This is a genomic window from Paraburkholderia lebeckiae, assembly GCF_014201005.1.
GTDB classification, from domain to species: Bacteria; Pseudomonadota; Gammaproteobacteria; order Burkholderiales; family Burkholderiaceae; genus Paraburkholderia; species Paraburkholderia tuberum.
Map to the genome: position 1 here is coordinate 128,398 of NZ_JACHDK010000005.1, position 22,561 is coordinate 150,958.

Annotated in this window: 23 protein-coding genes and 1 riboswitch; of the genes, 12 read left to right on the forward strand and 11 right to left on the reverse strand. The window is 64.8% G+C overall.

What is annotated here, in order from left to right; translation table 11 throughout:
- Window positions 1–168 precede the first annotated feature (168 nt).
- Both HDG39_RS11800 and HDG39_RS11805 read right to left on the reverse strand, forming a co-directional pair.
- Entirely contained in the window at window positions 169–330 is a 162-nt protein-coding gene (locus HDG39_RS11800; RefSeq protein WP_184006112.1) for a DUF1328 domain-containing protein, read from the reverse strand.
- Between the two features lie 93 nt (window positions 331–423).
- Window positions 424–600, reverse strand: coding sequence for a DUF1328 domain-containing protein (locus HDG39_RS11805; protein WP_184006114.1), 177 nt, complete (start codon window positions 598–600; stop codon window positions 424–426).
- A 24-nt stretch (window positions 601–624) separates the two neighbouring features.
- Here HDG39_RS11805 and HDG39_RS11810 point away from each other — a divergent pair, with 24 nt between their 5' ends.
- Together HDG39_RS11810 and HDG39_RS11815 are read left to right on the forward strand one after the other, a co-directional pair.
- Window positions 625–2,280: a sensor histidine kinase gene (locus tag HDG39_RS11810; RefSeq protein WP_260327747.1), complete on the forward strand. Its 1,656-nt coding sequence runs from the start codon at window positions 625–627 to the stop codon at window positions 2,278–2,280.
- Window positions 2,281–2,498: 218 nt separating this feature from the next.
- Complete coding sequence (locus HDG39_RS11815; protein WP_018421109.1) at window positions 2,499–2,636, forward strand: entericidin A/B family lipoprotein; 138 nt, start codon at window positions 2,499–2,501, stop codon at window positions 2,634–2,636.
- A gap of 174 nt (window positions 2,637–2,810) precedes the next feature.
- Here the strand turns inward: HDG39_RS11815 and HDG39_RS11820 are convergent, their stop codons facing one another.
- The 6 genes from HDG39_RS11820 to HDG39_RS11845 all read right to left on the reverse strand — a co-directional run bounded on the left by HDG39_RS11820 (window position 2,811) and on the right by HDG39_RS11845 (window position 7,463).
- Complete coding sequence (locus HDG39_RS11820) at window positions 2,811–3,740, reverse strand: EamA family transporter (RefSeq protein WP_184006116.1); 930 nt, start codon at window positions 3,738–3,740, stop codon at window positions 2,811–2,813.
- A 436-nt stretch (window positions 3,741–4,176) separates the two neighbouring features.
- Window positions 4,177–4,419 carry a pentapeptide MXKDX repeat protein gene (locus tag HDG39_RS11825; protein ID WP_018421112.1) on the reverse strand — a complete coding sequence of 81 codons (243 nt, stop codon included), beginning with the start codon at window positions 4,417–4,419 and terminating at the stop codon, window positions 4,177–4,179.
- Window positions 4,420–4,511: 92 nt separating this feature from the next.
- Entirely contained in the window at window positions 4,512–5,315 is an 804-nt protein-coding gene (locus tag HDG39_RS11830) for a molybdopterin-dependent oxidoreductase (RefSeq protein ID WP_184006118.1), read from the reverse strand.
- A 69-nt stretch (window positions 5,316–5,384) separates the two neighbouring features.
- The gene (locus HDG39_RS11835) at window positions 5,385–6,029 is read right to left on the reverse strand and encodes a cytochrome b/b6 domain-containing protein (RefSeq protein ID WP_184006120.1); all 645 of its coding nucleotides are present in this window, start codon (window positions 6,027–6,029) and stop codon (window positions 5,385–5,387) included.
- 48 nt (window positions 6,030–6,077) lie between these two features.
- Complete coding sequence (locus HDG39_RS11840) at window positions 6,078–6,941, reverse strand: DUF1223 domain-containing protein (RefSeq protein WP_184006122.1); 864 nt, start codon at window positions 6,939–6,941, stop codon at window positions 6,078–6,080.
- A gap of 111 nt (window positions 6,942–7,052) precedes the next feature.
- The gene (locus tag HDG39_RS11845) at window positions 7,053–7,463 is read right to left on the reverse strand and encodes a hypothetical protein (protein WP_311666162.1); all 411 of its coding nucleotides are present in this window, start codon (window positions 7,461–7,463) and stop codon (window positions 7,053–7,055) included.
- A 638-nt stretch (window positions 7,464–8,101) separates the two neighbouring features.
- Between HDG39_RS11845 and HDG39_RS11850 the strand changes: the two genes are divergently transcribed.
- The 6 genes from HDG39_RS11850 to HDG39_RS11875 all read left to right on the forward strand — a co-directional run bounded on the left by HDG39_RS11850 (window position 8,102) and on the right by HDG39_RS11875 (window position 15,006).
- Window positions 8,102–8,506: a GreA/GreB family elongation factor gene (locus HDG39_RS11850; protein WP_260327751.1), complete on the forward strand. Its 405-nt coding sequence runs from the start codon at window positions 8,102–8,104 to the stop codon at window positions 8,504–8,506.
- 142 nt (window positions 8,507–8,648) lie between these two features.
- A riboswitch (TPP riboswitch) is annotated at window positions 8,649–8,766 on the forward strand.
- Window positions 8,767–8,854: 88 nt separating this feature from the next.
- Window positions 8,855–10,786 (forward strand): phosphomethylpyrimidine synthase ThiC, encoded by a 1,932-nt coding sequence (gene thiC / locus HDG39_RS11855; protein WP_184006125.1) that lies wholly within the window; start codon window positions 8,855–8,857, stop codon window positions 10,784–10,786.
- 145 nt (window positions 10,787–10,931) lie between these two features.
- Window positions 10,932–11,156 carry a YMGG-like glycine zipper-containing protein gene (locus HDG39_RS11860; RefSeq protein WP_184006127.1) on the forward strand — a complete coding sequence of 75 codons (225 nt, stop codon included), beginning with the start codon at window positions 10,932–10,934 and terminating at the stop codon, window positions 11,154–11,156.
- A gap of 264 nt (window positions 11,157–11,420) precedes the next feature.
- Window positions 11,421–11,900, forward strand: coding sequence for a hypothetical protein (locus tag HDG39_RS11865; protein WP_184006129.1), 480 nt, complete (start codon window positions 11,421–11,423; stop codon window positions 11,898–11,900).
- A gap of 295 nt (window positions 11,901–12,195) precedes the next feature.
- A complete protein-coding gene (locus HDG39_RS11870; RefSeq protein WP_184006131.1) occupies window positions 12,196–13,794 on the forward strand; it encodes an L-lactate permease in 1,599 nt (532 codons plus the stop codon).
- 285 nt (window positions 13,795–14,079) lie between these two features.
- Window positions 14,080–15,006, forward strand: a complete 927-nt coding sequence (locus HDG39_RS11875) for a DMT family transporter (RefSeq protein ID WP_260327752.1) — start codon at window positions 14,080–14,082, stop codon at window positions 15,004–15,006.
- Between the two features lie 170 nt (window positions 15,007–15,176).
- On the opposite strand, the gene bamC is transcribed toward HDG39_RS11875, so the two are convergent.
- Window positions 15,177–16,412, reverse strand: coding sequence for an NlpB/DapX family lipoprotein (gene bamC, locus HDG39_RS11880; RefSeq protein ID WP_184006135.1), 1,236 nt, complete (start codon window positions 16,410–16,412; stop codon window positions 15,177–15,179).
- Between the two features lie 399 nt (window positions 16,413–16,811).
- Between bamC and HDG39_RS11885 the strand changes: the two genes are divergently transcribed.
- Together HDG39_RS11885 and HDG39_RS11890 are read left to right on the forward strand one after the other, a co-directional pair.
- Window positions 16,812–17,276, forward strand: a complete 465-nt coding sequence (locus tag HDG39_RS11885; RefSeq protein WP_018421123.1) for a DUF2844 domain-containing protein — start codon at window positions 16,812–16,814, stop codon at window positions 17,274–17,276.
- Window positions 17,277–17,346: 70 nt separating this feature from the next.
- Window positions 17,347–18,615 carry a DUF3443 domain-containing protein gene (locus HDG39_RS11890; protein ID WP_184006137.1) on the forward strand — a complete coding sequence of 423 codons (1,269 nt, stop codon included), beginning with the start codon at window positions 17,347–17,349 and terminating at the stop codon, window positions 18,613–18,615.
- Between the two features lie 49 nt (window positions 18,616–18,664).
- On the opposite strand, the gene HDG39_RS11895 is transcribed toward HDG39_RS11890, so the two are convergent.
- The gene (locus HDG39_RS11895; protein WP_184006339.1) at window positions 18,665–19,108 is read right to left on the reverse strand and encodes a hypothetical protein; all 444 of its coding nucleotides are present in this window, start codon (window positions 19,106–19,108) and stop codon (window positions 18,665–18,667) included.
- 204 nt (window positions 19,109–19,312) lie between these two features.
- Here HDG39_RS11895 and HDG39_RS11900 point away from each other — a divergent pair, with 204 nt between their 5' ends.
- Entirely contained in the window at window positions 19,313–19,939 is a 627-nt protein-coding gene (locus tag HDG39_RS11900; RefSeq protein ID WP_184006139.1) for a cadmium resistance transporter, read from the forward strand.
- 96 nt (window positions 19,940–20,035) lie between these two features.
- On the opposite strand, the gene HDG39_RS11905 is transcribed toward HDG39_RS11900, so the two are convergent.
- Window positions 20,036–20,368 carry a hypothetical protein gene (locus HDG39_RS11905; RefSeq protein WP_184006141.1) on the reverse strand — a complete coding sequence of 111 codons (333 nt, stop codon included), beginning with the start codon at window positions 20,366–20,368 and terminating at the stop codon, window positions 20,036–20,038.
- Window positions 20,369–20,765: 397 nt separating this feature from the next.
- Between HDG39_RS11905 and leuA the strand changes: the two genes are divergently transcribed.
- Window positions 20,766–22,472: a 2-isopropylmalate synthase gene (leuA, locus tag HDG39_RS11910; protein ID WP_018421128.1), complete on the forward strand. Its 1,707-nt coding sequence runs from the start codon at window positions 20,766–20,768 to the stop codon at window positions 22,470–22,472.
- Window positions 22,473–22,561: the final 89 nt, after the last annotated feature.

Below are 22,561 nucleotides of genomic sequence, written 5' to 3' on the forward strand. Positions count from 1 at the left end.
CACGAATCGCGCCTGATGCGCCGAGGGTGGAATCACGGCGCGCTTCGAACGCGGGCGCCTAAATCGGGGATTCAAACGCCGCGCGTTCACGCGCCTTGTTGACTACCCGCTCCTACGTATTGCGTACTTCGCTGCCTACCTCATGTTGCGTTCATCCGGCTCGCGCGGCTAGGTTCGAAACACGCCGAGCAGCAACGTGACCACGAACACGACGAGGAAGATGTAGAACAGGATCTTCGCGATTTCGGCCGCGCCGGCCGCGATGCCGGAAAAGCCGAACACGGCTGCGATGATCGCAATCACGAAGAAGACGAGAGCATAGTGAAGCATGGCATTTCTCCCTTTTGTTGGCCTTCCAATCGACTACCAGCAAATCGCTCGCCTGCTGTGAGGGCGCGGCTTGCCGCCACGGCGATGGCCGCGCTAATCGATCGTTTTCTTCGTCACGACGAAGCCCAGTACGAGGAACACCATGCACAGCACGACAAAGACGAAGAACAGGAACTTCGCGATCGCCGCCGCGCCGGCCGCGATGCCGGTGAAGCCGAGAAGACCGGCGATCACAGCGACAATCGCGAAGAACAGTGCCCACTTCAACATGATGGCTTCCTCCCGAAACATTGCATGAACGATCGGGTCCATGCTATCGATGCGCGGCGCCGCGCGCATTCCGACGCTCGCCGTTTTTCGTGTGAGAATCCGCTTACATTGGATTACGACGACATTACGCGCGCGGCTTCGCGCGATGCTGAAGTCGATGCCGGAGTCGATGCCCTCTTTCTGGAGCCGGAAGTGTCGAATCTGCAGAACCCGCCGGAACAACCTGGCGCGCGCGCCACGGCGCGGCTTGCCGACTGGATGCGCAATCGCAGCTGGGCGATCGCGATGACGGTGGCGATCGTGATCACGGTGGGAGGCCTCGTGATTCTGGAGACCGCGCGTCAGCGCATCACCGCCGAGTATGAAACCGCGCTTGAAGCGCGCGACGTCACCGTGCGACTGAGCACACTCGCGAGCGATCTGTCGCGCCTCACCGCGCAACAAAACCAGTTTCTTCTGACGAAGGACGACGCATCCGCCCACGCGTTCTGCGCGAGCGCCGCGCGCATCCGCGACACCACGCAGCAGTTGGACCACTTCTATCGCGGCGGCCGCGCGGACAGCGCGGAACTCGCGAGCTTCACGCAGATTCTCGCGCTAATCGACGCGCGCATCGGTGCGGGCGCCGCCGCGATGCAGCACGCCGCGCCGCATCCGCTCGATCTCGGCGTATGCGGGCCCGCGAGCGACGTCAATCCGGCGGACGCGTCACTGATCGACAGTACGCTCACGCTGCTGCGCGACAACGAGGAGCGCCGCGCTCAGCACGCGCTGGCCGCGAGCCGCGCCGATCAGCGGCTGTCGACGCTGTGCGCGGCGGGTCTGTCGGCGCTGAACATCGTGCTGTTCATCCTGCTGTTTCGCAATCTCGGCATCCAGATCGACCGGCAGGCGCGCGCGCAGCGTCAGTTGATCACGCAGCAGGAGGAACTCGACCAGCTCGTCAACGAGCGCACGCGGCAGCTCGAAGCGCTCGGCTGGCATCTGCAGGCGGTCAGCGAAAACGAAAAGACCCAGCTCGCGCGCGAGTTGCACGACGAGCTCGGCGCGATTCTGACCGCATGCCGGATGGACGTCGCATGGGCGCGCCGCAAGCTGAAGGACAGCGAGCCGGACATCGCCGACAAGCTGCAGCGCGCGCTCGCCAATCTCGACCAGGGCATCGCGTTGAAGCGGCGCATCATCGAGGACATGCGGCCGACCGTGCTGGCCAATTTCGGGCTCGTTACCGCGCTGCGCACGCTCGCCGACGAAGCCGCGCAGCGCAACAACTGGACGCTCGATCTGCACCTGCCCGCCGACGATATCCAGCTCGACGAGCAGACCGAAATCGCGCTGTTTCGGGTCGCGCAGGAATCGCTGACGAACGCCGCCAAGTACGCGCGGGCCTCGAAGGTCGGAATCGCATTGCGGGTCGGCGACGGCGAGGTCGCGCTGCATATCGCGGACAACGGCATCGGCATCATGCCGGCCGACCTGAAGCGCACACATACGCACGGCCTGCTCGGCATGCGTCAGCGCGTGGCCGCGCATGGCGGGCGCTTCGACATCCGCCGTGGCGCGCAAAACGGCACCGACATCGACGTCGTGATGCCGAGCGCGAGCGCCGCGACGCCTTCGGTCGATCAGCCGCTGACGTCGCCGGCCACGCCGCCCACTTCGTCGCAAAGCCCCGTCTGACAGATGCTCGCCGCAGCGTCCCCAAGCCGTTGTAGGAGTGCGCCGACGCAAACACCGGAGCACGCCTACAACAAAATCGCGGCGCGGCCGACAGCGCCGCCCCCGCCCTTTTTTTACCATGCAATCAGGCCGGTTCGAAACCGGATCGAGACCTGATCGACTGGCATGGCCCCGGTCGGACGACATCAACCGATGCATTCTCGACAAGGAGAAGTTTCATGACTCGACTGATCGCTTTGCTTGTGCTTGCAGGAACCGCCATGCTTGTCACCGGCTGCAACACGATGGCGGGCGCCGGCGAAGATATTTCGAAGGGCGGCCACGCCATCACGAACGAGGCGGATAAGGCGAAATAAGCCGGCACATGGCAGCAGGATTTGCAAAGCCCGTCGCGGAATGCCGCGGCGGGCTTTTTTTTCGTGAATGATTGCGTGCTGGCTGGCACTCGACGCGACGCATTTTCAGAACGCGATGAAACGGCACGGCGGCCCGCGATTGCCGGTATCGGTTCGATGAGAACCGCGCCGCTATCAGGCGCTGCGCTTCTTCCGGTAATCGAACCAGAAAGACATGCCGACGCTGATCAGAATCACGATCGTCGCGATTACCGTGGAGCGGGTGACCGGCTCGCCGAGCAGCAGCGCGCCCAGCGCGACCGCGACGACCGGATTCACGTACATGCAGCTGCTCGCGATGATCGGGCTCGTGTGGCGAATCAGATAACCGTAGGCGACGTACGCGGCCATCGTGCCGATCAGCATCAGATACAGGAACGCGACGAGAGGCAGAAAATGCAGCTCGAGCATCCGCTCGCCCGACGCCCACGCGACCAGCGTCGAGATCGCGCCGCCGAGGCCGATCTGCAGCGAGGTCGACAGAAACAGGTCCGACGGCAGCTTCAGCTGTCCGGCCAGATGCGCGCCGCCGGCCCAGAACAGCGCGCCGCACAGAATCGCGAGACTGCCGCCCGTCGAGCCCGGCGTGCTGTCGCCGTGACTCAGAATCACGATGCCGGCGAGCCCTAGCCCGACCGCGAACCATTCGCCGCGGCCGATCTTGCGTCCGGCGACGGCCGCGATCACGGTCGCGAACAGCGGCACGGTCGCGACCATCACGGCCGCAGTGCCGGTGCCGACCGTGCGCATGCCGTAGGCGAGCATGCCGCTCGACAGACCCACCAGCATCGTGCCGACGAGGCCCGCGTTGCGGATTTCGGCGAAGCTCGGCCAGATTGGCTTGCGGCGCGCGGCGAACACGAACAGACCCATGCCGGCGAACAGGTTGCGCAAGCCCGACATCAGCAGCGGCGGGAACGAGCCGAGCGCGACGTGCACGCCGAGGTACGTCGAGCCCCACACCAGATAAACGACGGCAAGCGCGAGCGCGATCCGCCCGCTGCGCGATTGCGGCAGACGCAGCGGCCAGCCGCGCGGAGAAAAAACTGAACGTTGCAGCGACATGCTTCAGCCCGCCGTCGCCACTCGACCCGCGCGATGCGCTCGATGCCCGCAAGGCGCCGAGCCTGCGTCGATACCTTTCGGGCGGGATGGCGGGCACCGCATCGGCGATGCGGTCGGACGGGCGAGGCTGGCGGACATGTCGGTGGAACGGTAAGACGATGGGCGGCGCCGGAAGCGCCAGAAACGGCGGTGGCGGCCGCGCCGGTCAGAACGACACGATGGAACTCGGCCGCGCTGCGCGGCGGCGAGGTTGGCAAAGCCGCGGCGCGCACCGCATTATGCAGTAAGCGCCGAGAACGCCACGCGACAGAATCGTAACTTTTTGGTTTCCCGCAACAGAAAAACCGGGGACGCATCCCCGGCTTACGGTCAGTGTCGGATCCTTTCGATGCGCGGCCGCGCATCGGCAGGATCGCTAAGCGCCCTCGGCGCCGACTCAGTTGCCCATCGTGCCCGACGCCTCGTGCTTCATCGCGTCGCCGCCCTTTTTCATCGAGTCGTGCTTCATCGTGTCCTTTTTCGTGCCGTCCTTCGACATGCTGTCTTTGGACATCGAATCTTTCGACATCGCATTCTTCGACATCTCATCGTTGGACATCGCGCCGCTCGCCTGCGCGAAGGCCGTGCCGCCGCTTGCCAGCATCAACAACGCGATCGTGGTAACTGCAATCTTCTTCATGGGATGACTCCTTGGTGGTGGATGAATCGAAGCCGGCGAGAGCCGGCGTGCTTCCGAAGCCGCTGCCGCAAGCGCGCGTGCGCCCGCATGCGTCAGGAGCCTCCGAACCAGTTGTAGCCCTGGTCGACCCAATAGCCGCCGGGATACGTGTTGGTGACGAATATTTCGACGATGTGCTTCGGATTCTTGTAGCCGAGCTTGGTCGGCATGCGCAGCTTCATCGGGTAGCCGTATTTCGCGGGCAGCCGTTCGCCGTCGTAGGAAAACGTCAGCAGCGTTTGCGGATGCAAAGCGGTCGGCATGTCGATGCTTTCGTAGTAGTCGTCCGCGCATTTGAAGCCGACGTACTTCGCCGTCGTGTCCGCGCCGACGCGCCGCAGAAAATCGCGGAATGGCGTGCCGCCCCAGCGGCCGATCGCGCTCCAGCCTTCGACGCAGATGTGTCGCGTGATTTGCTCCGCGTGAGGCAGCGCGTATAGCTCGGGCAGCGTCCACACGCGCTGGCCGGTTACGAGACCGCTCAGCTTCAATTGATAATCTGAGCCGTCGACGTGCGGCACGTCGTCGATGCCGTAGTACGCGTTGAATGGAAACGGCCGCGTGATCTGCGCTTCGGTGTAGGTCGGCGCGAGCTGCTTCGGATCGAACAGCGCGGCCTGCGCGCGATCGTTCAGCCGCGACACGGCGGTCAGGAAACGGTTCACGGAAGCGTCGTCGGTCAGCGAGCAGCCGGTCAGCATCGACAGGCCGCCGAGCGTCAAGAGCTGCTTGCCGAACAGGCGCCGCGACGGCATCGCCAGTTCGCGCTTGGCATCGAGCAGGATCGATGCGCGGTCGAGCTTGTGACTAACACGATGTGTGGATGGGTCCGCTGGTTTCTCTATCGGCTTGTTCATGATTCGGTATCCGTTTGGAATTCGCGTTGCGTTTTCATGAGCGTGAGCATGAGCGTGGGTAGCCGCGGCTCAACGTCCGCGCAGCATCGCGAGCAGCGAGCGCGGCACGAGCGCGACCATCGCCAGATGCACCGCAAGAAACGCGGCCAGCAGCGACATCGCGCTGAAGTGCACGATGCGCGCGTTGTCGTAGCCGCCCATCAGTTCGCGCAGCAGCGGAAACTGCACCGACTTCCAGATCGCGAGCCCCGATAGCACGAGCACGATCAGATCGACGATCGCGAACAGGTAGGCAAATTTCTGCACCGCGTTGTAGACGCGCAGATCGTCGTGCGACAGCTTCCCGCGCAACGCGGCGACGAAATCGCGCAGTACCGCGCGCGGCGTCAGCGGCAGGAACTTGCGCACGAAACGCCCGCTCGCGAGATTCAGCGCGATATACATGAGACCGTTGAACACCAGCAGCCACATCGCCGCGAAGTGCCATTGCAGCGCGCCGCCGAGCCAGCCGCCCAGCGTGATCGCGGTCGGGAAGCTGAACGCCGGGAAGATCGGCGACGCGTCGTAGATGCGCCAGCCCGACAGCATCATCACGATCGCGGCGAGCGCGTTCAGCCAATGCGTGATGCGCAGCCACAGCGGATGAATGACGCCGCGCTTCGGCGCGGTGGGCGTGGCGGGTGCGCTGGGGCGCAAGGCGTGGGGTGTGGACATGGGGCTCTCCTCGAGCAGCGGTAGAGAATGCGGCGAGCGCGATGTCGATCAGCGGCACGCGGGAAGATCGGACGCTTGCAGCACGTCGCCGCTCGTGTCGCTTTCGACGAACGCTACCACGCCGAAGCGGCCGGCGGCGTTGGCGCTCGGATCGGCTTGCGCATCGACGCTCGCAGCGTGTACATCGATGTCCTGATGAATCCGCGCGTGACCGGAGACGAGCGGCACGGGCCCGAACCAGGCGCGCACGACGCGCTCGTGATGCAGCGTCGCGCCGCGGTTTTCGCCCGCGCCGACCTGCGTCGTCAGCGCGTTTTCATAGACCGCGAGATAGGCGCTCGACGCACCCGTGGCGGCGGCTGGCGTCGTGCTGAACTGCGCATCGACATCGAACGCGCCGGGCGCACGCGGGCTCAGCGCAAGTGCGACGCTCGCCTGGGCGGGTTCGGCGACGAGCTCGGCGATGCGGCGCTCGAAACTGTCGCGTTGCGACCAGTCGCGCAGCTCGCGGCCCGCGACGAACACTTCCGGCGTATAGAGCGTGTGCGCGCCCGCGAGACGCGTCAGCGTTTGCTGACGTTCGGTGAAGCGATGCTGGGAAAAGCGGTCGGTCCAGCCGAGGCTGTTCCAGTAGTCGACGTGCAGCGCGAGCGGCACGATGCCGTGCGCGGCACCGTCGCTTTTCCATTGACTGAGCCAGCGGTCGGCGGGCGGGCAGCTATCGCAGCCTTCGCTGCTGTACAGCTCGACGAGCGCGACGCGGTGCGCGGGGCTGTGCGTGGCGCATAGGGGCCCGGCCGCGTCGGCCGCATTGATGCCAGAACCGCTCAGCAGAAAAAGCGCGAGGCCGACGGCGGGCGTCGAAAAAGTCGTAAAGCGCTGAAGTATCGAGCGATTGTGCGCGGTCGACATGACGTGCTCCGATCGTAATCTGCACGTTTGTCGAACCGCGCGGCCGGTTATGACAAGCCTCTTTTAATTTTTTTCCGGCGTGGGATGAGCCAGCCAAAGCTCGCCCGTGACTCAGTCGTAACTGACCACCACCGTCACGCGCGTGTCCGTATCGGTGCGCTTCGCGTTCAACGACAGCACGCCGCCCGCGCGATCGACCGCGTAGTGGCCGTCGCGGGCCGTCGCGACGCGCCCGGTGCCATCGACGAAACGCGCCGCCACCAGATCGCGCGACTGCGTGCCGCCGTTCACTTCGAGCGCGACAACGGCCCTGCTGACGACGCCCGGCGGCGCGCTGAACGTCACCGTGCGCGAGAAGCGCTGACCCGCCACGCTCGCGCTACCGACGGCGACGCCAGTGGGCACCGTATCCACGCTGACCTGCAGCGGCGGTGCAACGACCATCCCCACGAACCGGATCACGCCGCCCGTCACCGTCGATGCCGCCGGCGCCGCCAGCGGCGCGGCAAGCAATGCCACCACTGCGACTGTGCGACCGAACGTTCGCCACCGCCTGCTTTCCGCTTTCATGTGCACCTCTCTGTCGATCGGCGCGAGTCGCCTCGCGCCATTCACGCGCCATCCCGCGAATCGCTTCGCTGGAGTGCGGCCTTCGCTGCACCTGTTTAACGGCAGTCCTCTGACTGGCTTGAACGCAATGCGGACCACACCGCTTTCTTCTCGCACCGCACAAAAACGGTCAATCGACGGGCGCGACGTCGCAAACGGAGCTGCGTGAGACAGCGTGCTAACATTAAGTTTTCGTCTCGCTGCTGCCGCGCGGCCTCACGCTTTGTCGCCCGGCACCTCTCGATCGCTCGTCCCCAACACCTGGTCGTTTTGCCCGTGACTTCTCTGCGTCGTCCGACTTTCCGTGCTCTCGCTCGCTTGCGCCCACGCCGCGCAGGCGAGTGCGCGCGCGCGGGCGTCGCGGCGCACGGCCCCGGCGAGACGCCCCGAACGCTCCCGCTTCACGCCGCCCGGCGCCCTCGCTGACGCAGCCCGCCAATACCCAGGGCCGCGTCGCCGGGCACCGGGCTCTCCCATTCGTCCACTCATCCGCCGACCACCCCATGGGTCGTTGCACGCGGCCATCCATGACCGCCTTATCCGGAGTCCTGATGATGAAGAAGATCAAAACCTGCTACCTGACCGAACTCGACGTGACCCGCCTCGAGAAATACGCGGCCGCCGACGCCAAGTTGCAGCACATGCTCGACGACGTGCTCGAACGCGCGGTGATCGTCGACTCGCACGACATCCCCGCCGACGTCGTGACGATGAACTCACAAGCGACGCTGATCGACACGGCGAGCGGCGAACAGATGACGTGGACCGTCGTCTATCCGCCCAACGCCGATTTCGCGCAAGGGCGCCTGAACGTGTTCTCGCCGGCTGGCCTCGCGCTGCTCGGCGCGCGCCGCGGCGAGAGCGTCCGCTTCACGCCACCCAGCGGCGACCAGAAAGTGCTCAAGCTCGACAAAATCCTGTATCAGCCTGAAGCTGCCGACGATTTTTCACTGTAAGCCGGCCGTTCCCTCGCTGTAAGTTGCCTTGTCTGATGCGGTCTCGAATCAAGCATAGGAGATGTCTGGTTTCATCCGGACCAGTTTTTTTGAGTCATTCAGACAGGTTGCCAAACCGCTGGCGGCCGGTGTATCGTGTGCGCTGCTAACGCGGGGGTCCTGCGTAGCGCGGAGCTGGAGGTCCGTGTTGCGTGGGTGAGAAATACCCTTTGAACCTGATCTGGATAATGCCAGCGCAGGGAAGCGTACGGATTTCGCTCCAGCCTCAAGGGCCTCACCTCTCCGCGATTTCCGACTACTTCCATCTCGGTCTCCTGCTTAGCCGCCCCACTTTGTACGGAGACTTACATGAACGCCAATCCGAAGTTTATTTCCGCCGAAGCCCACGTGGACGAGGCGGCCGTCGCGCCGTTGCCGAATTCGCGCAAGGTCTACGTAAGCGGCTCGCGCCCGGACATCCGCGTGCCGATGCGCGAAATCTCGCAGGCCGACACGCCCGACAGCTTCGGCGGCGAAAAGAATCCGCCGATCTACGTGTACGACACGTCGGGCCCCTACTCCGACCCGGACGCGGAGATCGACATCCGCGCGGGTCTGCCCGCGCTGCGCCAGACGTGGATCGAGGAGCGCGGCGACACCGAGCCGCTGACCGGTCTGTCGAGCAGCTTCAGCCGCGAGCGCGCCGCCGATCCGGCCACCGCGCAGCTGCGTTTTCCGGGACTGCATCGCACGCCGCGCCGCGCGATCGCCGGCAGGAACGTGACGCAGATGCACTACGCGAAGCAAGGCATCATCACGCCGGAAATGGAATACATCGCGATTCGCGAAAACCAGCGCCGTGCCGAGTACCTGGAGACCCTGAAGACGAGCGGCCCGGACGGCGCGAAGCTCGCCGCGATGATGGGCCGTCAGCACCCCGGCCAGGCATTCGGCGCGAGCGCGTTCGGTCCGAACGGCCTCACCGAAATCACCGCGGAATTCGTGCGCGAGGAAATCGCGCGCGGCCGCGCGATCATCCCGAACAACATCAATCACCCGGAAAGCGAGCCGATGATCATCGGCCGCAACTTCCTCGTGAAGGTCAATGCGAACATCGGCAACTCGGCGGTGACATCGTCGATCGGCGAGGAAGTCGACAAGATGACGTGGGCGATCCGCTGGGGCGGCGACACGGTGATGGATCTGTCGACCGGCAAGCACATTCATGAAACGCGCGAATGGATCATCCGCAACAGCCCGGTGCCGATCGGCACGGTGCCGATCTATCAGGCGCTCGAAAAGGTCAACGGCAAGGCTGAAGACCTCACCTGGGAAATCTTCCGCGACACGCTGATCGAGCAGGCCGAGCAAGGCGTCGACTACTTCACGATCCACGCGGGCGTGCGTCTGCAATATGTGCCGCTCACGGCGAACCGGATGACCGGCATCGTGTCGCGCGGCGGCTCGATCATGGCGAAGTGGTGTCTCGCGCATCACAAGGAAAGCTTCCTGTATGAGCATTTCGAAGAGATCTGCGAAATCATGAAGGCCTACGACGTGGCCTTCTCGCTCGGCGACGGCCTGCGTCCCGGCTCGATCTACGACGCGAACGACGAAGCGCAACTGGGCGAGCTGAAGACGCTCGGCGAACTCACGCAGATCGCGTGGAAGCACGACGTGCAGGTGATGATCGAAGGTCCGGGCCATGTGCCGATGCAGCTGATCAAGGAAAACATGGACCTGCAGCTCGACTGGTGCGACGAAGCGCCGTTCTACACGCTCGGGCCGCTGACCACCGACATCGCGCCGGGCTACGACCACATCACGTCGGGCATTGGCGCCGCGATGATCGGCTGGTTCGGCACCGCGATGCTGTGCTACGTGACGCCGAAGGAACACCTCGGTCTGCCGAACAAGGACGACGTGAAGACCGGCATCATCACGTACAAGCTCGCCGCACATGCCGCCGATCTCGCGAAGGGTCATCCGGGTGCGCAGGTGCGCGACAACGCCCTGTCGAAGGCACGCTTCGAATTCCGCTGGGAAGACCAGTTCAATCTCGGTCTCGACCCGGACAAGGCGCGCGAATTCCACGACGAAACACTGCCGAAGGATTCGGCCAAGGTCGCGCATTTCTGCTCGATGTGCGGCCCGCACTTCTGCTCGATGAAGATCACCCAGGACGTACGCGAGTTCGCCGCGCAACAAGGTGTCACCGACGACGAAGCGCTGAAGAAAGGCATGGAAGTAAAGTCGATCGAGTTCATGAAGCAAGGCGCGGAGATTTATCAGCGGCAATAAGCGGGTTGCGCGATTCGCGCGAACCAGCAGTGCAGTATCGAAGCCCGCCGGCATGGCGGGCTTTTCTTTTCCACCGCATCGAGCAGGCACGTTGCGTGCTGAGAAAAGGAAACATCTGTTTCCAACAACGAGCGGAGTCAGCATCATGGAATCGATCCGTCATCTCGGTACTCGTCTTGGTACGGTCGCAGCCGCCATTTCACTCGTCGCGGGCCTCGCGGCATGCGGCGACATGTCTCCACGTACACGCGACACCGCGATCGGCGCGGGTGTCGGCGGCGCTGCTGGCGCGGCGATCGGCGGCAATGGCTGGTCGACGCTGGGCGGCGCCGCGGTAGGCGGTGTCATCGGTAACCAGGTCGGCAAGTGAGCGGCAAGTGAGCGGCAAATGAGCGGCAAGTGAGCGTTGCGGCCGATGGGCATCTAACGGTTCGTACAGGACAGCAAACGATTTTTCGGACCACGATCCGGACTGCCGAGGGCGCCGGATGCGGTGCGCCCTCGTCCCGACAACGCGCGTGGAAATAGGCTGAAATATGCGGTTGCGGTTTTGCCACAGCGCTGCCGCGGCAAGAGCGTAAGCTCCTCATAACGACGTCGCGCAAGGCGGCATCGGTTCATCGAGGAGCACGCCATGAAGTCCCGCGTCGTCACCCATCTTTGCGTGGTGCGCCTCTCGACGCCACGCGATTCGTCCAGTTTTTCCGCGAGGTTCGCGCGGCCCGCCACCACGATTTGCGTGCTCGCCTCGAGTCTCTGTTTTGCAGGCTGCTATTACCCCGCCGGCTACTATCCCGCCGGCTATTACCCGTCGTACTATTCGACCGCGCCCGCGACCACAGCCGACCAAACCGCGCCGGCGACCGATCAACAGCAGCCGCCTCAAGCCCAGGCGCAAATGCAGGTCGCACCGCAAGACATGCCGCCCGGTTATGCGGTTCCCGCGCCCGTGTATGCGGCGCCGCCGGTTTATCCCGCCTACTATCCGCCGCCGACTTATCCTTATCCCGCTTATTACGGCTACCCCGCCTACTACGGACCGTCGATTGCGATCGGCATTGGCGGTTATTGGGGCGGCCATTGGGGCGGCCATGGGGGCGGCCACTGGCATTGAACCGTCCTCTTTCGTCGCGTAGCGTGCACGCGCCGGCACTTCAACTGCCGGCGCGCGCGCTTTTTCAAGAGTCGTTTTTCCGCGCGTATCGCCCTCCGCCGCGCATACCCCGCCCGTACTTTCCCGGCTTGACGCGCCGATATGGCGCTCTATCCTTAGAAGGTTTCATGCAGCACCCGCTTAAATCGGGCGACGCCGCTTTGTCGAGGCCACTTGTGAGCGTCCGCCGAATCAGAGCGACGCGCCGTCATGCGCAATCCCCCGCGTCGAATTACACAACAACGAAGGAGACGTGATGTTTCATCAACTACTCACTCCGGTTGGCAATTCGCTTTTTCCGTCGTTCATCGTCGCCGCGCTGCCGATCATCGCCGTGCTCGCGCTGCTCGGCTGGGCGCGTAGACCCGCGTGGCAAGCATCGCTCGCGGGACTGATCATCGGTTTGATCGTGGCGATTTTCGTCTGGCAGTTTCCGGTCGGGCTCGCGTTCAACTCGGTCGCGGCTGGCGTCGTGTTCGCGATCTGGCCAGTGATGTGGATCGTGTTCACCGCGATCCTGCTGTACAACATCGCGCAGCGCTCGGGACGCTTCGAGGCCTTCCGCCTGTGGATGATCGACAACCTGCCGAACGACCGGCGCATCGTGCTCGTCGTGGTCGGCTTTTCGTTCGGCGCGCTGCTCGAGGGCATTTCGGGTTTCGGCACGCCGGTCGCGATCACGAGTTCGCTGCTGATCATGCTCGGCTTTCCGACGCTCGAAGCGCTGACCTTCACGCTGATCTTCAACACCGCGCCAGTCGCATTCGGCGCGCTCGGCGTGCCGATCACGGTGCTCGGCGCGGTCACGCATCTGCCGTCCGACGTGCTCGCGAAAATGGTCGGGCGGCAATTGCCTTTCTTCGCGGTCCTGCTGCCCTTCTATGTGATCGGCGTGTACGCGGGTTTTCGCAACATGCTGCGGATCTGGCCGGTGCTGCTGGTCTCGGGCGTCAGCTTCGCGCTGACCCAGTTCGTCGTCTCGAACTTCGTGAACTACAGCCTGACCGACGTGCTGTCTTCGCTGGTTTCGCTGATCCTCACCGTTGCGTTCCTGCGCGTCTGGAAGCCCGTCGTCGATCCGAAATTCGCGGTCAACGTCGATCGCATCAGCGAGGTGCGCGGCAAGATCGGCGGCGCACAGGGCTGGTATCCGTGGATCATTGTGTCGGTCGTCGTGATCATCTGGACGATCGCGAGGATCTTCACGATCGGCGACATCAAGGTGTCGTGGCCCGGTCTCGACAAGGCCGTGTTCATCACGCTCTACAACACGCCGTACGGCGCGATCTGGGACTTCCAGCCGCTCGCGACCGGTACCGCGATCCTCGTCGCCGCGCTCATCACCGCGTTCGTCGTACGGCTCTCGCCCGCCGAGTTCGGCAAGGCGATCTCCGATACGTGGGTACAAACGCGCATCGCGATCCTGACCGTGGCAACGATCGTCGGCCTCGCTTTCCTGATGAACTACTCGGGACTCACCTACACGCTCGGTCTCGGCGTTGCGTCGGTCGGGCCGCTGTTTCCGCTCGTGTCGGCGTTCCTCGGCTGGGTGGCGGTCTTCCTGTCGGGCAGCGATACGTCGGGCAATGCGCTGTTCGGCAATCTGCAGGTGGTCGCGGCCAATCAGCTCAATCTGAATCCGGTGCTGATGGCGGCGACCAACTCGTCGGGCGGCGTGATGGGCAAGATGATCTCGCCGCAAAACATCGCGACCGGCGTCGCGACCACCGAGTTGAAAGGCAAGGAAGGCGACGTGTTCGCCAAGACCTTCAAACATTCGATTCTGCTGACGGTGCTGCTCGGCGTGCTCGTCTGGGCGCAGCAGAACGTCCTGCAATGGATGATTCCGCATTGAGGTCGCGCCAGTAACGGCGCAATGCAATTCACATCTTTTCGGACGGCCGCCCGCGCATCGCGGGCGCCGTTTCCGATCCGATCCCCACTTCCGTTCCGCCAATTTTTCTCACATATCGGCGAGAATTGCTCGTTTGGCGCGCGCCCTCGCAGCGCTTACCATCGACCTCATCGGACGCGGCTGTCTCCCGGATCTTGCCGTTTCATCCCGTACTGAAACGATTCGCGCGATCGCACTGTTACGATGAGCTGGCGTCCCGACTCAACTGCGCGCGGCGCCATTCCAATGAAAACCAGAAACCTGCTGCAACTGCTGATCCTCGCTGCCCTGTGGGGCGCATCGTTCCTGTTCATCCGCGTCGGCGTGACCGACTTCGGCGTCGCACCGCTGATGGCGCTGCGCGTCGGCATCGGCGCACTCTTTCTCGCGATCGTGCTGATCGCGCGACGGCCGCTGCAACAGTCCGCCACCGTGTTGCGCACGCGCGCAGTGCCGCTGCTCGTGGTCGGCATCCTCAATTCGGCGGCACCATTCTGCCTGTTCGCGTATGCCGAGCTGACGCTGTCGGCGGGCGTCACGTCGGTGATCAATGCGTGCGCGCCGCTGTGGGGCGCGCTGGTCGGCTTCCTGTGGCTGCGCGACCGGCTCAGCGCGTTGCGCACTCTCGGTCTCGTGGTCGGCTTTCTCGGCGTGCTGATGCTGGTGTGGGATCAGATCGCGGCGCCGGCCGGCTCGGCCGCCTCGCCGCTGAGCGTCGCGCTCGCGGCCGGCGCCGCGCTCGGCGCTACGCTGCTCTACGGCATCGCCGCCAACTACACGAAGCGTCATCTGACTGGCGTCGACGCGCTGACCGTCGCGACCGGCACGATGATCGGCGCGACGATCGTGCTGCTGCCGCTCGCGGTCGTCTACTGGCCCGCCGCGCCAATCTCGCTGCGCGCGTGGGGCGCGGTGATCGCGCTCGGCGTCGCCTGTACCGGCATCGCGTACATGCTTTTCTTCCATCTGATCGCGGTCGCCGGGCCGACGCGCGCGATCACCGTGACCTTCGTGATTCCGATCTTCGGCATTCTGTGGGGCGCGTTGTTTCTCGGCGAGACGGTGTCGCCCGGCATGCTCGAAGGGTGCGCGGTGATCCTGGTCGGCACCGCGTTGGCGACCGGCGTGGTCAAGCGCTTGCCGTGGATGGGGACGCGGCGCGCGGATACCTGAGCGCACGGTGTCAGTCGGCAACCGCGCCGCGTCGCGGCTTGCCGATCCGGTCACGTTACATCGGCTCACGCGCGCGCCCTTCGCGCGTCAAATGCATAGTCAAAAAAAACCGCCCGGATTTCTCCGGGCGGTCTCGTCGAACCGGCGGCGTCGGCCGCGAGGCTCTCGTATCAGTGCAACTGGTCGGCCATCAGGCTCATGATCTGCTTGGCCTGCGAGCTTTCGTCGAGTTGACCCTTGTCGTCGACCACGGCCACGCGGGTCTCGTTCGGCGTCACCGCGCGCACGTTCACGCGATACTGCCTGGCGACCTTCTCCTTCTTGCCGTGGAAGACCTGGCTCCAGAAGCCCTGCTCGGCCGACGACATATCCTTCGGATCGACGTAGCGCACGAAATAGAGGCCGCGGCTCAGGTCGCGATCGTCGACCGTGAAATTGCTGCGATCGAGCGCGAGGCCCACGCGCAGCCACGCGCGGTCATACGGCTCGGCGAGCGTGAGTTCGGTCGATGAGAGCTGCGCCGACGCGTTGTTGGCCGAATCCGCGTCCGGCATAGGTGGTTGCGCCGCGAGCACGACGTTCTGCGCGGCAACGGAGGCCGTCGCCGACTTCGCACCCGCCGTCGCCGCGTTCGGCGCGATCTGCGTGCCCGCGGGCAACAGCTCCGCGTTCTGCGTGCCACCCGCGTTGCTACCCGAATCGGCCCGCGCCAGCGAGACCATCAGGCGCTTCAGATATTCCTGCTCGAGCGCCGGGTCGTTCGGCTTGGGTTGCCACTGGGTCGACTCGTTGTTCGTACCGGTGATCGCCTCCCGCATGCCTTTCTGGCTGACGAACACATAGGTGCCGCCCTTCGGCGCCGCTTCGAGACGCGTGCGGAACTTGTTGCGCTCCGAACTCACGTAGCTGTTGCCCATCGCCTTCGACAGCGTGTTGCGGATAAAACCGTCGTTGATCTGCGCGTGGGTTTCGTTCCAGTCGGTTTCCATCACGCCCTTGTCGCGCTGGTCGACGACGAGCAGGAAGCCCTGCTCCTGCCAGAAGCGGCGGATTTGCGGCCAGGCCTGATCGGGCGTTTTATTGTCGATCACGAGCCAGCTCTCGGTGCCGTCGCGCTGGATGTGGATGCCCTGGACGGGCGGCACGACCGCGACCGCGTCGCCGGCCGGCGACTGTGCCTGGACCTGTTTCAGCGTGGACAGCGAGGTTTCGCCGCCCTGCGGCGGCAGCGAACGCTGATCGGCCGTCTCGTCGATCATGTTCGGCGGTACGGCAAGCGATACCTGCTTCGAACGGGAGTCGCTCCTATAGTCGATTTTGGTCGGCGACGAGGTGCCGCAGCCGGCGACCAGCCCGCCTGCCATGAGCATTACTGCAAACCGCTTGGTGAGACGAAAATCAGTCATGTTCGGGGAATCCTTCCGCTACGCCACGGCAAGTTTCCGTGGATCAACCCAACATTTTACCGGTCCCGGCGAGGCCTGTGCAAAAACTGGGGTTTGCCCGCGAATCGCCGCATGCCGCGGCTACGAAACGACCACGGGAAAAAAGTCCGCGCCCGTCATGATATTTGCCTTCTTAATGAGGTAAATTTAACACTCAATAACACTTTCGAGTTGACATTGGGAGTATTCCCAAGTCTTCGCCGGAGGCCCGCCGAATAAGGGCGTCCGGTCTGCATGCGGCTTGCTTTTAAACATGGCGCGCGGTCCTGTCCGCCGCGATGTGCAAAGACCAGAAAAAACCGGTGCTACGTTAATCGAGTTATCTCAATAAAAAATCCGGCGCCAAACGAGGAAGGCCTCATGTCCCAGTCCTGTCTCAATCCATCCGCGATCGCCTCGGCGATCGCGGTCGTCGCGTGCTGCGCGAGCTTCGGCGCGCATGCCGAATTGGGCGGCACGATGCCGAGCCAGGCGGTGTCGGGCGCGAGCGCGCCGCGCACGCTGCTCAATGGCGCACTGCGCGAGCGCACGTGGACCGACGCTGGCAATACGACCATCAACGAATACGCGACCAGCACCGGCCTGATCGTCGCCTACGCGTGGCAAGGCCCGACGATGCCGGATCTGCACGCGCTACTCGGCAAATACGGCGACTCGTACAAGACAGGCGCCGCGGCGGCGGCCGGCAGCGGCAATCTGCATTCGTCGCGGGTCACGCGCGCCGACGTGATCGTCGAGTCCGGCGGACCGATGCGCGGCTACGTCGGCCGCGCATGGCTGCCGGCGGCTTTGCCCGCCGGCGTCACCTCCGACGACATCCAGTAACGCGTGCGCCCCGCACGCGTCGCTCGCGCCCCCCTTCATGCCTGAGTTCCACCCGACGGATCGCCACGCCATGAAATCCGCCTTGCGTTTCCATGCCCTGCTTCTGATCGTCTGCGCGGCCCTCGTCGGCTGCGGCGGCGGAGGCGGCAGTTCCTCGTCCAGCTCGTCCGGCTCGGGCTCGACGCCGTCCGCGACCGCGCCGAGCTCGTCGACCAGTTCCACGAGCGCGTCGAACACGACGCAGAGCGCGAACGTGCCGCAATCGACCACGCCCAACGTGCAGCCGGTCACGGTCGGCGTATCGCCCGGCAATACGCGCAACATGCTGACGACGAGCGTCACCGTCTGCCAGGCTGGCACCAGCAACTGCGCGACGATCGACGACATCCAGGTCGACACCGGCTCGAACGGCTTGCGCATCCTCGCATCGGCGCTGCCGACGACCCTGTCGCTGCCGACCATCGCCGCGGGCGGCGGCGTGAGCGCCGAATGCGCGGTGTTCGGCAGCGGTTATGCGTGGGGCTCGATCCGCAACGCGGACGTGCGCATGGCTGGCCAACAGGCGTCATCGATTCCGATCCAGGTCATCGCCGACAGTGCGCTGCCCGTCGCACCCACCGACTGCGCGAACTCCGGCGCGTCGCTGCTGACGGTGTCGAGCCTGCACTCGAACGGGATCCTCGGCGTGGGCCTGTTCCCGGTCGACTGCGGCAACGGCTGCTCGAACTCCGCATTGCCGCGCTGGTACTACAGCTGCACGACGAGCGGCTGCACCGCAACCGCGCAGCCGCTCGCACAGCAGGTGACCAACCCGGTCAGCAGCTTCCCGCTCGACAACAACGGCGTCGTGATCGACCTGCCGGCCGTCGCCGATGCGGGCGCGGCCAGCGTGTCGGGCTCGTTGATCTTCGGCATCGGCACCCAGTCGAACAACACGCTGACGAGCCCGAACGTCCTGAAGGCGAACGCGGCGACCGGCTACGTGACGACGAACTCGGGCGGTCAGACCTATGCGGTGAGCTATCTCGACAGCGGCTCGAACGGTCTGTTCTTCCACTCGACGCAGTTCCCGTTGTGCGGCCTCTGGTACTGCCCGACTTCGACGCAGTCGGCGAGCGCGTCGATCACCGGCATCGATGGGGTGTCGAGCACGGTGTCGTTCGACATAGCCAATTCGAGCACGCTGTTCTCGTCGTCGAACAACGCGTTCGACAATCTCGCCGGCAATTCGAGTCAGGGCTTCGGCTGGGGCTTGCCGTTCTTTTACGGCAAACGCATTTACACGGCGATTGCGACGCGCAATACGTCGGCCGGCCAGGGGCCGTATTACGCGTTCTGAGATCGATTGGGTTGGATGCGCAGCGATGGCGCGGGACGCGGACGGGAACTCAGCCCGCCGCGCTGGCGGGTTGCGCGGCCGGCGCGGCCAGCTTTGCCGGCGCGAGCCAGCGGAAGACGTCCAGCTCTTCGCCGTGGAACGTGCACTCGGCGGCGGCCGGCGTGCTGACCCTCTTCGGCTCGGTCGGCTTCGCGGCGACGTTGACGTCCGTCGCCGCTTGCGATGCCGATGCTGCGAGCGGCGCGGAGACCGCCACCTCGGACGCGCTTACCCGATGCTCAATCGTCCCCTCCACCACGACGCGCGAGCCGCGAATCGCGGCCCCGCGATGCGTGATCCGCAGCGTATCCGACGACATCCCCGACGACGCCTCGGCCAGCTTGCTGCGCATCAATTGTTCGCATGCGCTCGAGTTGCGGGTAACGCTCGTGCAGGCCGCCAGCAGCGCCACGGCGCTCGCGACACAGGCGATAGAGAGAAGGCGAATATTCATCGATGTTCCGTTGTTCCAGGCCTCGATCATTGTAGCTTACGACCCCGTCGCCCGGCTTCGCGGCCGCCTGCCGCTTGACCTTGACGCGGCGCATCGGCATCGTGTTGAGCGGCCGGGCCCTCGGTGACGCGGCCGGCAGCCGGTTGCCCACAGGCGCGGCGAATTCAAAACGACTCTGCCCCCGGTAACGATCCCGGCTTCTTCATGCTCAGCCTCGTCCTGCTCGCGAGCGTCGCCTACGCCGCGACCAATATCGACAACCTGTTCGTGCTGCTCGGCTTTCTGACCGAAGCGGGCGTGGAGCGGCGCCGTGTGGTCGCGGGACAGTACGCGGGCTCTTTGATCCTCGTCGCCGCGGCGCTCGTGCTCGCGGCCTTTCTCACGCGCCTGCCGGCCGGTTATGTGGGCCTGCTCGGCTTACTGCCGATCGTCGTGGGCCTGCACAAGGCATGGCAGCGCTTCGGTCCCGGCCACGCGCGGCGCAACGCCAGCGAAGATAGCGAGGACAGCCGCGCAAGAGCTCTGCCATCCGTTCGCGGCTCATCGAGCTGGACCGTCGCGAGCGTCGCCATCGCCAACGGCTCGGACAACCTCGCCGTCTACGTGCCGCTGTACGCGAGTCGTACGCACGCCGAGAACGCGCTGGTTTCGCTCGTGTTCGTCGTGATGATCGGGCTCTGGTGCGCGGGCGCGGCATGGCTAGTCGACCACCCGTTGCTCGGCGCGCCGATCCGACGATACGGCTCGGCGCTGCTGCCGCTGATCCTGCTCGCGATAGGCGTATCGGTGATCGTGAACGGCGATACGTTGCGACTTTTGTCCGGCGCGTGATCAACGGGGGTCGACGAAGACTGCGCGGCGCGCAACGGCTTCAGCTTGCCGCCTTCTGCGTCGTAGTCTTCGTCTGCCGATCCTGCTTCGCCAGTCTCAATTCGCCGGCTGGGGCGGTTGCACGTACGTACGCACGCCCGCCAGCGGCGCGCCATAGCCGCCCGCGCTCGCGTTGTTCGGCAAGCCGTTGACCAGTTGCGCACGCGGATCGGTCGGATTCAGATTCAGCTCGCCCGCCTGCTGGTTGCCATGCGTCGGATACTCGCTGCCGCGCGCCGCCTGCGGCATCAGACGCGTACTGTTCTGCGGCGCGTTCATGTCGTTCTGCGCGCCGAGCCCCTGCGCGCCGGCCTGCCCGACGAACCCACATGCCAACGCCGCCCACGCGCAGATCCTCGCGAGGCCGGATATCTTCGCTACCCTTTTCATGTTCACCTCCTCCTCTGTGAATTGACGACGACTCGTGAGCTCACCCATGAATCGAGTGCCGCGCGAGCGTCCCACGGCACCTTCCCTGCGAGCGGCCGCTCGCTCCCTTCTGCAGCCGAGCAGGCCGCGGCCCACTCTACCTCGGCCCTTGACGCTTTCTCAATAATATGTTCCCATTGCGCACTATGTACCGCGCCCAGACCACCCTATCGCTACTACTAGCCCGCTCTACCGGGCTAGGTCTGCTGCTGCGCGCGTCCGCTTCTCTCTGATACACCGAAGCATCGCTTGAATCCCCAGTAACTGACCCAGCCCCGGTTTTCGACCGGCGGCCCAGTATCGCGTTTTCGTCGTCCGGTCGACACCCATTCCACGGTCTCTCCCCCGGATGATGAAAATGTTGAAAAACCCTGCTACCAAGTACCGTTCGTTCAAGCCGATCAATTTGACGGATCGCCAGTGGCCGTCGCGCACCATCACGCGCGCGCCGATCTGGATGAGCACCGATTTGCGCGACGGCAACCAGGCGCTGTTCGAGCCGATGAACGCCGAGCGCAAGATGCGCATGTTCAAGACGCTGGTGCAGATCGGCTTCAAGGAAATCGAAGTCGCGTTTCCGTCGGCGTCGCAGACCGACTTCAACTTCGTGCGCGAGCTGATCGAGGGCGGCCATATTCCCGACGACGTGACGATCGAAGTGCTCACGCAGGCACGCGACGATCTGATCGAGCGCACCTTCGAATCGTTGCGCGGCGCCCCGCGCGCGATCGTCCATCTGTACAACGCGACCGCGCCGGAATTCCGCAAGATCGTGTTCGGCCTCGAAAAGAGCGGCGTGATCGAACTCGCGCAGAAGGCCGCGCGCACGATGAAGCGCCTCGCCGACGCGCAATCGGACACGCACTTCACGCTGCAATACAGCCCGGAAGTATTCAGCGGCACCGAGCTCGAATTCGCGAAGGAAGTCTGCGACGCGGTGTTCGACATCTGGCAACCGACGCCCGAGCACAAGGCGATCGTCAATCTGCCGGCCACCGTCGAAATGGCCACGCCGAACGTCTACGCCGACCAGATCGAATGGATGCACCGCAATCTCGCGCGTCGCGACTCGCTGATCGTCTCCGTCCACCCGCATAACGACCGCGGCACCGCCGTCGCGGCCGCGGAGCTCGCGGTGATGGCGGGTGCGGATCGCGTCGAAGGTTGTCTGTTCGGCAACGGCGAGCGCACCGGCAACGTCGACCTCGTCACGCTCGCGTTGAACCTGTACACGCAGGGCGTCGACCCCGAGCTCGATTTCTCGAACATCAACGAAGTCGCGCGCACGGCCGAGGAATGCACGCAGTTGCCGGTGCATCCGCGTCACCCGTATGTCGGCGATCTCGTCTTCACCGCGTTCTCGGGCTCGCACCAGGACGCGATCAAGAAAGGCTTCGCCGCGCAGAAGCCGGACGCGATCTGGGAAGTGCCGTACATGCCGATCGATCCGAGCGACCTCGGCCGCACCTACGACTCCGTGATTCGCGTGAACAGCCAGTCGGGCAAGGGCGGCATCGCGTATCTGCTCGAGCAGAGCTACGGCGTCGTGTTGCCGCGCCGCCTGCAGGTCGACTTCAGCTCGGCCGTGCAGCGCTTCACCGACCAGAGCGGCCAGGAAGTCACGCCCGCGCAGATCTGGGAACTGTTCCAGCAGGAATACGTGCGCACGGCGGAGCCGGTCCGCTATATCAGCCACAGCCTGTCCGAGCATGACGGCCGCGAGCACATCAAACTCAACGTCGAAATCAACGGCACGCCGCGCGTGCTGAGCGGCGCCGGCAACGGCCCGCTCGACGCGCTGATGCACGCCTTCGACGTGCCCGTGCGCATCCAGCACTACGAGGAACGCGCGCTCACGCAGGGCGCCGATGCACGCGCGATCGCGATCGCGGAAATGGCCGGCGCCGATGTGGCCGGCAGCGCGTTCGGCGTCGGTGTCGATGCGAACCTGATCACCGCGTCGATCCGCGCGGTGATCAGCGGCGTGAACCGCTCGTATGCACGCGTGAACACGGATGCCCAGGAGCGCTTCTTCGACGCCGCACTGAGCGACGCGACGGTGTGAGGCCAGCGTCTGCCGCGTTGAACGTGCGGCACGCCGCTGGTTCGACGGGCTGACGACAACGAAGAAGGGGCGTTTCGACGCCCCTCCTT

Excerpts from the sequence above, each read along its gene's own strand:
- HDG39_RS11800 (WP_184006112.1), bottom strand. The coding sequence starts at position 330 with ATGCTTCACTATGCTCTCGTCTTCTTCGTGATTGCGATCATCGCAGCC.
- HDG39_RS11805 (WP_184006114.1), bottom strand. The coding sequence starts at position 600 with ATGTTGAAGTGGGCACTGTTCTTCGCGATTGTCGCTGTGATCGCCGGT.
- HDG39_RS11810 (WP_260327747.1), top strand. The coding sequence starts at position 625 with ATGAACGATCGGGTCCATGCTATCGATGCGCGGCGCCGCGCGCATTCC.
- HDG39_RS11815 (WP_018421109.1), top strand. The coding sequence starts at position 2,499 with ATGACTCGACTGATCGCTTTGCTTGTGCTTGCAGGAACCGCCATGCTT.
- HDG39_RS11820 (WP_184006116.1), bottom strand. The coding sequence starts at position 3,740 with ATGTCGCTGCAACGTTCAGTTTTTTCTCCGCGCGGCTGGCCGCTGCGT.
- HDG39_RS11825 (WP_018421112.1), bottom strand. The coding sequence starts at position 4,419 with ATGAAGAAGATTGCAGTTACCACGATCGCGTTGTTGATGCTGGCAAGC.
- HDG39_RS11830 (WP_184006118.1), bottom strand. The coding sequence starts at position 5,315 with ATGAACAAGCCGATAGAGAAACCAGCGGACCCATCCACACATCGTGTT.
- HDG39_RS11835 (WP_184006120.1), bottom strand. The coding sequence starts at position 6,029 with ATGTCCACACCCCACGCCTTGCGCCCCAGCGCACCCGCCACGCCCACC.
- HDG39_RS11840 (WP_184006122.1), bottom strand. The coding sequence starts at position 6,941 with ATGTCGACCGCGCACAATCGCTCGATACTTCAGCGCTTTACGACTTTT.
- HDG39_RS11850 (WP_260327751.1), top strand. The coding sequence starts at position 8,102 with ATGATGAAGAAGATCAAAACCTGCTACCTGACCGAACTCGACGTGACC.
- thiC (WP_184006125.1), top strand. The coding sequence starts at position 8,855 with ATGAACGCCAATCCGAAGTTTATTTCCGCCGAAGCCCACGTGGACGAG.
- HDG39_RS11860 (WP_184006127.1), top strand. The coding sequence starts at position 10,932 with ATGGAATCGATCCGTCATCTCGGTACTCGTCTTGGTACGGTCGCAGCC.
- HDG39_RS11865 (WP_184006129.1), top strand. The coding sequence starts at position 11,421 with ATGAAGTCCCGCGTCGTCACCCATCTTTGCGTGGTGCGCCTCTCGACG.
- HDG39_RS11870 (WP_184006131.1), top strand. The coding sequence starts at position 12,196 with ATGTTTCATCAACTACTCACTCCGGTTGGCAATTCGCTTTTTCCGTCG.
- HDG39_RS11875 (WP_260327752.1), top strand. The coding sequence starts at position 14,080 with ATGAAAACCAGAAACCTGCTGCAACTGCTGATCCTCGCTGCCCTGTGG.
- bamC (WP_184006135.1), bottom strand. The coding sequence starts at position 16,412 with ATGACTGATTTTCGTCTCACCAAGCGGTTTGCAGTAATGCTCATGGCA.
- HDG39_RS11885 (WP_018421123.1), top strand. The coding sequence starts at position 16,812 with ATGTCCCAGTCCTGTCTCAATCCATCCGCGATCGCCTCGGCGATCGCG.
- HDG39_RS11890 (WP_184006137.1), top strand. The coding sequence starts at position 17,347 with ATGAAATCCGCCTTGCGTTTCCATGCCCTGCTTCTGATCGTCTGCGCG.
- HDG39_RS11895 (WP_184006339.1), bottom strand. The coding sequence starts at position 19,108 with ATGAATATTCGCCTTCTCTCTATCGCCTGTGTCGCGAGCGCCGTGGCG.
- HDG39_RS11900 (WP_184006139.1), top strand. The coding sequence starts at position 19,313 with ATGCTCAGCCTCGTCCTGCTCGCGAGCGTCGCCTACGCCGCGACCAAT.
- HDG39_RS11905 (WP_184006141.1), bottom strand. The coding sequence starts at position 20,368 with ATGAAAAGGGTAGCGAAGATATCCGGCCTCGCGAGGATCTGCGCGTGG.
- leuA (WP_018421128.1), top strand. The coding sequence starts at position 20,766 with ATGTTGAAAAACCCTGCTACCAAGTACCGTTCGTTCAAGCCGATCAAT.